The sequence below is a fragment of the Dyella acidisoli genome, from assembly GCF_030160295.1.
Lineage (GTDB): Bacteria > Pseudomonadota > Gammaproteobacteria > Xanthomonadales > Rhodanobacteraceae > Dyella_B > Dyella_B acidisoli.
The window spans coordinates 522626-530961 of record NZ_BSOB01000046.1 but is presented as its reverse complement, the minus strand read 5'-3'; the positions used below and the strand labels follow the sequence as shown (position 1 = coordinate 530961).

6 protein-coding genes are annotated in these 8336 nt (G+C 58.9%); 5 read left to right on the top strand and 1 reads right to left on the bottom strand.

Annotation, left to right across the window (positions count from 1 at the left end):
* Window positions 1-157: 157 nt before the first annotated feature.
* The 5 genes from QQJ86_RS18685 to QQJ86_RS18665 all read left to right on the top strand — a co-directional run bounded on the left by QQJ86_RS18685 (window position 158) and on the right by QQJ86_RS18665 (window position 7999).
* A complete protein-coding gene (locus QQJ86_RS18685) occupies window positions 158-2770 on the top strand; it encodes a bifunctional aspartate kinase/diaminopimelate decarboxylase (protein WP_284322470.1) in 2613 nt (870 codons plus the stop codon).
* Between the two features lie 84 nt (window positions 2771-2854).
* Window positions 2855-3235 carry an endonuclease domain-containing protein gene (locus tag QQJ86_RS18680; RefSeq protein WP_284322469.1) on the top strand — a complete coding sequence of 127 codons (381 nt, stop codon included), beginning with the start codon at window positions 2855-2857 and terminating at the stop codon, window positions 3233-3235.
* A gap of 100 nt (window positions 3236-3335) precedes the next feature.
* Window positions 3336-4685 carry a UDP-N-acetyl-alpha-D-muramoyl-L-alanyl-L-glutamate epimerase gene (gene murL / locus QQJ86_RS18675; protein WP_284322468.1) on the top strand — a complete coding sequence of 450 codons (1350 nt, stop codon included), beginning with the start codon at window positions 3336-3338 and terminating at the stop codon, window positions 4683-4685.
* A 1-nt stretch (window position 4686) separates the two neighbouring features.
* Complete coding sequence (murD, locus tag QQJ86_RS18670; RefSeq protein ID WP_284322467.1) at window positions 4687-6045, top strand: UDP-N-acetylmuramoyl-L-alanine--D-glutamate ligase; 1359 nt, start codon at window positions 4687-4689, stop codon at window positions 6043-6045.
* A 307-nt stretch (window positions 6046-6352) separates the two neighbouring features.
* The gene (locus QQJ86_RS18665) at window positions 6353-7999 is read left to right on the top strand and encodes an MASE1 domain-containing protein (protein ID WP_284322466.1); all 1647 of its coding nucleotides are present in this window, start codon (window positions 6353-6355) and stop codon (window positions 7997-7999) included.
* Window positions 8000-8001: 2 nt separating this feature from the next.
* On the opposite strand, the gene QQJ86_RS18660 is transcribed toward QQJ86_RS18665, so the two are convergent.
* Window positions 8002-8214 (bottom strand): hypothetical protein, encoded by a 213-nt coding sequence (locus tag QQJ86_RS18660; RefSeq protein ID WP_284322465.1) that lies wholly within the window; start codon window positions 8212-8214, stop codon window positions 8002-8004.
* Between the last annotated feature and the right edge of the window lie 122 nt (window positions 8215-8336).

The window sequence follows — 8336 nt, the reverse complement described above, 5'->3', positions numbered from 1 at the left end:
GGCCCCTCACCCCAACCCTCTCCCCGGAGGGGAGAGGGGGCAAAACGCGCCGGCATTTAGCCATCCAAACGCTATGCCGAATTTTCGGTTGCATTCCGGCTGACGCATTGCAACACTGGCGGAATTGACTTTTCCCGCAACCCTAGACAGAGAAACCGTGACCTCGAACGCCCCCGCGCCGCTTTCCTCCGGCGCACCCTGGATCGTGATGAAGTTTGGCGGCACCAGTGTCGCCACCCTGCCGCGCTGGCAGAACATCCGCGAACTCGTTGCCAGTCGTCGTGCCGAAGGCGCGCGCGTGCTGGTGGTCGTGTCCGCGCTGACCGGCATCACCGACGCACTCAAACAACTGTGCGCCCAGGAAGATAAAGGCAAACGTATCGAGGCATACAAAGCGATCGCGCAGCGTCACTACGATCTGCTCGATCACATGCAGTTGTCCGTACCCGATACCTTGGCCACGCGTTTGCGCGAGCTGTCGAAGCTGGCTGAAGAAGGTCCGGCGGTGATGGGTGAGCTCGCGTGGTCGGCGCTGGTGCAGGCGCACGGCGAGCTGATGTCCAGTGCGCTGGGTGCGGCGTTTCTCTCGCATACGGATCTGCCCACGCAGTGGCTGGATGCGCGCGAGTGTCTGGCCGCGGTGGCGCTGCCGAATCAGAACGAACGCACCAAGCTGCTTTCGGCGATGGTCGAGGCGAAACCCGATCCGGCATTGAACGAACGTCTGGCGCAGCTGGGCGAAGTGTTCATAACCCAAGGTTTCATTGCGCGCGAATCGCAAGGCCGCACCGTGCTGCTTGGCCGTGGCGGTTCGGATACGTCGGCATCGTATTTCGGCGCATTGCTCAAAGCGCAACGCGTGGAAATCTGGACTGACGTGGCTGGCATGTTCACCGCCAATCCACGCCAGGTGCAAGGTGCGCGCCTGTTGCAGAAACTTGATTACGAAGAAGCACAGGAAATCGCTTCTACCGGGGCAAAAGTGCTGCATCCGCGCTGCCTCTCGCCGTTGCGCGAGCCGCGTGTGCCGATGCTGATCAAGGATACGAATCGTCCGGAACTTGAAGGCACCGTGATCGGTCCGGAAGTGCGCGAGCACGCGCCCAGTGTCAAAGCGATCAGCGCGCGCAAAGGCATCACGCTGATTTCGATGGAGTCGGTGGGCATGTGGCAGCAGGTCGGTTTTCTTGCCGACGTGTTTGCGCATTTCAAGCAGCACGGCTTGTCGGTGGACTTGATCAGTTCGGCGGAAACCAACGTCACCGTTTCGCTGGACCCCACCGAAAACCTGCTCGATTCCGATGCCATCGCCGCGCTCGCCAGCGATCTGGCCAAGGTTTGCCGCGTCAAGGTGATTGCGCCGTGTGCGGCGATCACCATGGTTGGCCGCGGCATGCGTTCGATGCTTCATACCTTGTCCGGTGTGCTGGCGGAGTTCGGCCAGTTGCGCGTGCACCTGATTTCGCAGTCGTCCAACAATCTCAACCTCACTTTCGTGGTCGACGAGAGCGTGGTGGACGAACTGGTGCCACGCCTGCACGAAATGCTGATTGCTGCTGGCGCCTTGCGTACCGATGACAGTGCCTTGTTCGGGCCGAGCTGGCAAAGCCTATACGGCAGCGGTGAAACGATTGCCGCAAGCGATGCCTGGTGGCGCATGCAAGAGCGTGAGCGTTTGCTTGCGCTCGGTGCTGAAGCTACGCCGCGCTACGTTTATCACTTGCCGACCGTGCGCAAGCAGGCGCGTGCGCTGAAGACACTCGGCGCAGTGGATCGCCTGCATTACGCAGTGAAAGCCAATACGCATCCGGCCATCCTGCGCGCACTCGCCGAAGAAGGTTTCGGTTTCGAGTGCGTGTCGCCCGGCGAACTGAAAGCGGTGATGGCAGTGGTGCCCGAATCGGCGCCGCTGCTGTTCACGCCCAACTTCGCGCCGCGCGAAGATTACGCGTGGGCATTCACCACGCGTGCCACCGTGTCGCTGGATTCGCTCTATCCGTTGGAGCATTGGGGCGATGTGTTCCGCGGGCGCGAAATCGTGCTGCGTCTGGATCTTGGGCGCGGCCTGGGCCATCACGAAAAAGTGCGCACCGGCGGCAGCGGCAGCAAATTCGGTTTGCCGGTAGATCAGCTCGATGCGTTCCTGCGCCTGGCCGATGCGCATGGCGTCACTGTGCGTGGTCTGCATGCGCATCTGGGTTCAGGCATTCTCGACGTCAAGCATTGGAGCGAGGTGTACAGCCAGCTGGCGACCATCGCTGAACGCATCGGTAGCGTCGCTTTTCTCGATATCGGCGGCGGTCTCGGCGTGCCTTCGCATCCCGGTGAGGCGCAGCTCGACATCGCAGCGCTCGAAGAAACGCTGCGCAAGGTCAAGGCGGCTTATCCGCATTACCAGTTGTGGATGGAGCCGGGACGTTATCTGGTCGCTGATGCGGGCGTGCTGATCACTCGCGTGACGCAACAGAAGGGTAAGGGTTCGTGGCGTTATCTCGGCGTGGATACGGGCATGAACAGCCTGATCCGTCCGGCGCTTTACGACGCCTGGCACGAGATTGTGAACCTCACGCGCCTGGACGAGCCGGCCACCGCGCTCTACCAGGTAGTCGGCCCGATCTGCGAAAGCGGCGACGTGATCGGTTCGGACCGCCGCCTGCCGGAAGCCCAGGAGGGCGACGTGGTGCTGGTTGCCCAGGCTGGCGCTTACGGAAAGGTGATGTCCTCGCCGTACAATCTGCGGGATGAGGCGGAAGAGATCGTCATCGAGTGACGCCGCACTTTAGCTCCCTCTCCCCTTCGGGGAGAGGGCTGGGGTGAGGGGTCAACCTCGCCAGATGTAGAAAGGAACTCAGGGATGAAGCGGATGAATGTCCGCAAGGCGCGGGACTTGCGCGGCAGCATGACTGATGCAGAGCGATTGATGTGGTATCACCTGCGTGGTCGGCCGCTGTCTGGATACAGGTTCCGCCGGCAGCATGAAATTGATCGTTATATTGTCGATTTCGTCTGTTCGGATGCGAGATTAATTGTCGAACTGGATGGTGGGCAGCACGCGGAGCAGATGCAAGAGGATGCATACCGCACGCAACGGTTAGAGACACTTGGTTATCGCGTGCTGCGATTTTGGAACAATGATGTTTTGACGAATACTTACGCGGTGCTTGAGGTGATTTTGGAGGCTCTCGCGAGTGTGGCCCCTCACCCCAACCCTCTCCCCGGAGGGGAGAGGGAGTAGAGCGCGAAGTTGCCATATCCAGCACCCTCTCCCCTCTGGGGAGAGGGTTGAAGTGAGGGGCAGCCTCGCGAGAAAGTTAAAGACAGTTTGGAGTTTCTGAGTGACCCACCCGATCCAACCCCGCCTGACCCAGGTCTTCCGCTTCGTACGCCACAGCTACGCCGACGGCGTGGCTGAGTTGGTCTACGCCTTCGACCAGGGCGAGGAGTTGATCGAGCGGGTGCGCTTCCCCGCGCCGCCTGCACTGACGCCCGAACGCAAACACGCGTTCAATGCCGCGCTCAGGCTGCTGCATTACATAGCGGGTGTGAGCTACTACAAGGCGGGTGTGCCACCGAAGATCGAAGTGGCCGATGGTCCGCTGGACGATGCCACGGCGGATTTGCTCGAGGCACTCTACCTGCACGGCCTGGCCGAATTTGCTTATCGCAATGGCCTGGACTTGCGTGGCCGTATTGCGTTCCCGCGCTCCGGAGAGCCGTCGGGGAAGGTGGAGGCAGCTGCCTTGCATCTTCCCAAGCGCACGCTGGTGCCGATCGGTGGTGGCAAGGATTCGCTCGTTGCCGTGGAAGCGATCAAGCAGATCGGTGGCGAGGCGACCGCGGTTTGGGTAGGCAATTCGCCGTTGATTGCCGCGTGTGCGGAGCGCACCGGTTTGCCCATGCTCAATATCCAGCGCGAACTCGCCCCCGGCTTGTTCGAATTGAACCGGCTCGGTGCCTGGAACGGTCATATTCCGGTGACGGCGGTGAACTCGGCGATTCTCGCCGTTGCCGCCGTGCTCTATGGTTTCGACAGCATTGCCTTCGCCAACGAGCGTTCCGCCTCGGCCGCCACGCTGGAATACGAAGGGCAGCAAGTAAATCATCAGTGGAGCAAGGGCTACGCTTTCGAGCAACTGCTTACCGATTGGCTGCATACCCACGTTGCCTCGGATCTGGATTACTGCTCCCTGTTGCGTCCGTACTCGGAACTTGCGATCACGCGAGCATTCGCCAAGCTAACGCCGTATTTCGACGCGTTTTCCAGCTGCAACCGCAACTTCAAGATTCTTGGGCCGAAACCGGCGGATCGCTGGTGCGGACAGTGTCCGAAGTGCCATTTCGTGTTTCTGGCGCTGGCGCCGTTCCTGCCCAAGCCGCGCTTGCTCGCCATCTTTGGTCGCAACTTGCTCGATGACGAAACGCAGGCTGCAGGCTTCGACGCGTTGCTTGAGTATCACGACCACAAACCCTTCGAATGTGTGGGCGAAGGCGCGGAAGCACGTGCAGCGATGTACACGTTGAGCCAACGCCCGGAATGGCAAGAGGATACGCTGGTGGCGCGTTTCCGTAGCGAAATTCTGCCGCAGCTCGATGTTTCACAACTCGCATTGGAGCCGTGGCTGCACGCTTCGGGCGAACATCGCGTACCGGTCCGCTTGCAGGCGGCGCTCGCGGCGATCGGCTGATATGCGTATTGCCGAACTTGCCGGACAGCGTGTTGCAATCTGGGGATTCGGGCGCGAAGGACGCGCGACCATTCAGGCCTTGCGCAAACGCCTTCCCGAATTGCCGCTGGCGCTTTACTGCAGCGAAGCGGAAGCCGCCGAGGCACAGGCACTGGACGCGGCATTGCGCGTTTATCCACGCGAGCCCGATGCTGTCGCGCTGAGCGCTTATGACCTCGTTATCAAGTCGCCCGGGATTTCCGCTTACAAGCCGGCCATCGTCACGGCGCAGGCGCAGGGCACGCGTTTCACTTCCGGTACGGCATTGTGGTTTGCGGAGAATCCGCAGGCGCGCGTGATCGCGGTCACTGGCACCAAGGGCAAGAGCACCACGACGGCGCTGATTGCGCATCTCGCTCGTACGTCGGGTGTACGCACAGCGCTGGCAGGCAATATCGGCTTGCCTTTGCTCGAACTGCTCGACCAGCAAGCCGACTTGTGGGCGATCGAACTGTCCAGCTTTCAGACAAGTGAGGCCGGTCCGTTGGCGTTGGGCGTGATCACCAGTCTTTACGAAGAACATCTCGACTGGCATGGCTCGCGTGAGCGTTATGTAGCCGACAAGCTCAAACTGGTCGACAGTGCACAGCGGCTGTTGGTGAATGCACAACAGCCTTCGTTGTTGGAGAAGACAACCCAGCATTCGCAACGTTTGCTGTTCGGACAACCCGAGGGCTGGCACGTGGTGGAGGGTTTTATTCGCCGCGGTCAAACGGAAGTGTTTCCCTTGGCGCGCATCGCCGTGCCTGGGCCACACAACGCACTCAATGCGTGTGCAGCGCTCGCCGCGCTGGAAGCGATGGGTATCGACGCCGTTGCAGCAGCGCAAGGACTAGCTTCGTTCCATCCATTGCCGCATCGCCTGCAGCCATTGGGCGAACGCGATGGCTTGCAGTGGATCAATGATTCCATCAGCACGACACCACTAGCCACGCTCGCTGCGTTGGAAAGCTTGCAGGGCAGGGAGGTCACCGTGATCGTCGGTGGTCATGATCGCGGCCTGGACTGGGCGCCCTTCGTCGATGCGGTGAAGTCACGCACGGCTTTGCGCGTCATCACGCAAGGCGCGAATGGTCCGCGCATCGCCGCTGCCTTGCGCGCTGCAAGGGCGGACGTGCCGATGGGTGATGTCGACAAGCTGACAGACGCCGTAGAAATGGCACGCATCATCACACCTGAAGGCGGCACTGTATTGCTCTCGCCGGGTGCACCGAGTTTCGATCAATTCCACGACTACGCCGAACGCGGACGCCGCTTCGCCGGATTGGCGGGGTTCGATGAGCAAGCTATTGCGGGCATCGAAGGCTTGGGAATCGCCTGAACGCCGTATCAAGCGCACGGCCACCTGACTGCGTAAGTTGGGGTGTAAACCCCAACATTGCCATGTCTTTCAGGATCGGGATGTTGGGGTTTGCACCTCAACCTACTTAGTACGCTTACGTTGCCGTTATCTCTGACTAGTTCGAATTTACGTCAACGCCTTCACGCATATTCGATGATCCCTTATAGGGTCTGGCTTAGCCATGCCGTAGTTTTTCACCATTCCGTGCTTTTCTTGGCAGTTGTGTGATGGGTCGCACCGCGTGTGAAGGAAATCGCGTTGTGGCTGCTTTGCAGGAGAGTGAGAAGTGAAAAAGGGATTGCAAGAGAATGTGTGGCTGACGCAGATTATCGTCGCCGTGGGTTACATGCTTGCTTATTTGGCGATGCGACCATTCTCCGATGCGCAGTGGACGCTTACGTCAGGACTTCGTGTCGCATGTCTTCTTCTGATGCCTTATCGCTTTTGGCCAGCATTGGTCGCAGGCGAGATTTTTCCATTGGCGTGGTGGAACCATAGAGAAGGGATGGATCTTGGATGGATTTGGCTAGCAGTCGCATCCATACCGCCTATTGCCTTGGGAATGCCGATAGTGTGGTGGTGTCGCAAGCGTTTGGCGCTGTTTCCGTCACGACGCTTGGTCAACATAGGTGCTCTGTTGCAATGCCTGTTGCTGCTGTCCTTGATCTGGGCGTTTATCAGCTATCTGCTGTATCTAACTGCCAAGCCGTTGCAACCGGTAGAAGATGTGGCCCCCGCCGTGGGGACGATCATGTACTTCCTTGGCAACTATTTAGGCATGATTACGATTTTGCCGTGGGCGTTGCTGGCTAGGCTGGAACAATGGCAGGCGCCATGGCGTTTCAAGTTGAAGCAATTGCTCGTCAATCGCATGGCGCGCGATATTTTTCTGGTTGTGTTGCCATCGATGGGAGGGCTTTTGGCCCTGAGTTGTGTTGATCAGGGTGGCGTTGGGAAAGTGGCGCGCGCAGCCATGCTATTGCCTGTTGTGTGGCTCACGCTCAGGTATGGATGGCGTGCTTCAGTGCTTGGAAGTACGTTTGTTGTGACGTGCCTCTGCGTGCTTTTTGTTTGCAAACCCGACGAAGACATGATGCAGGTCCAGGCCTATGTGGTCATAGTGGTGACTTGCCTATATGCACTGGGTGCGTATATCTCCACGCAAAGTAATCAGAAGGAGGGAGTTGCTACCTATGTGTTGCAAGCACAGCAGGCTGCCAAGAACAGCTTGAATTTTGGTGAGCGCCGTCTTGAGCAGGCATCGCGTGCAATGGAATCATTATTGGGGGTACTGGAAGTCGAGCAATTGAATGTCTCGGAGAAGCTTCGGCATGTCGCCTCAGATACGGAGAGGAGAGCCTACGACAGGCAGGCCAGCCTGCTTCAACAACGCATATATCGTCTGGCTGAGAGCATGTATCCCAGCGCATGGCGGCAGGGAGGGTTGCAGGCAGCTCTTCGCGATTCGATTGGGCGTGTGCTGCGCGAGGCCGGTTTGACGTATAACTTCAGGGTAACCGGACAGCGTTCTGAGATTCTATCGATAAGCATGCAGGCGGCCATCTATCGTGTTGCTTGCGCGGCCGTCGTATGTACGAGCTCGGATCTTACGTGCGCTGCCGTTGATGTGGTTATGCGCGAGGGAAGTACGCAGGGTCATCGCTGGGTTATGTTGCGTGTTGACGGAGTGCTTAGCGAATTGGCGATCGCGCGTAATATCAGCCTTGCGGGGGAGCGTGAGCGCGTGGCGCCGAAATTGGGCGCCGACGCGCTGGATTTCCGAGAATTACGAAATCTCATCCGGCTATTCGATGGTGAGCTACGCATTCGAGAAGAAAAGGATGGCGTGCGTGTTACGGCTCTATTATTTGAGAGCGCCCAGAGAGTGAAGAAAGGCACATTGGCGCTCACGCATCCCTTATGGGTTAGCTGAGTTCATTTAGCGACAATTCTTCCGCCGCCGTTGCAGTAAGTGCAGGTGAGGATATCAATCAAAGCCTGCGTCGCACCGTTTGTTTGCGTGGTCGAAGTGGTCGTTGCTGGAGTGCTGCTCGTCGCTGTCTGCGCAAAGGAGATGGTCGATACACCAACAGTCAAGGCGAAAGCAGCGATGGCTTGACGGGCAAAACGGCTGTTAATGCGGAACATGATGCGTGTCCTTTACGTTTGTAGTGGAAGATTTCCCCTGCGCGCTCAATGTAACAAGACGTGTACTACGGAAAAGACAGCGTTCTTCGTATTGACAGGTCCTCGTTTCATGTGCTTTTCAG

Excerpts from the sequence above, each read along its gene's own strand:
- murD (WP_284322467.1), top strand. The coding sequence starts at position 4,687 with ATGCGTATTGCCGAACTTGCCGGACAGCGTGTTGCAATCTGGGGATTC.
- QQJ86_RS18680 (WP_284322469.1), top strand. The coding sequence starts at position 2,855 with ATGAAGCGGATGAATGTCCGCAAGGCGCGGGACTTGCGCGGCAGCATG.
- QQJ86_RS18660 (WP_284322465.1), bottom strand. The coding sequence starts at position 8,214 with ATGTTCCGCATTAACAGCCGTTTTGCCCGTCAAGCCATCGCTGCTTTC.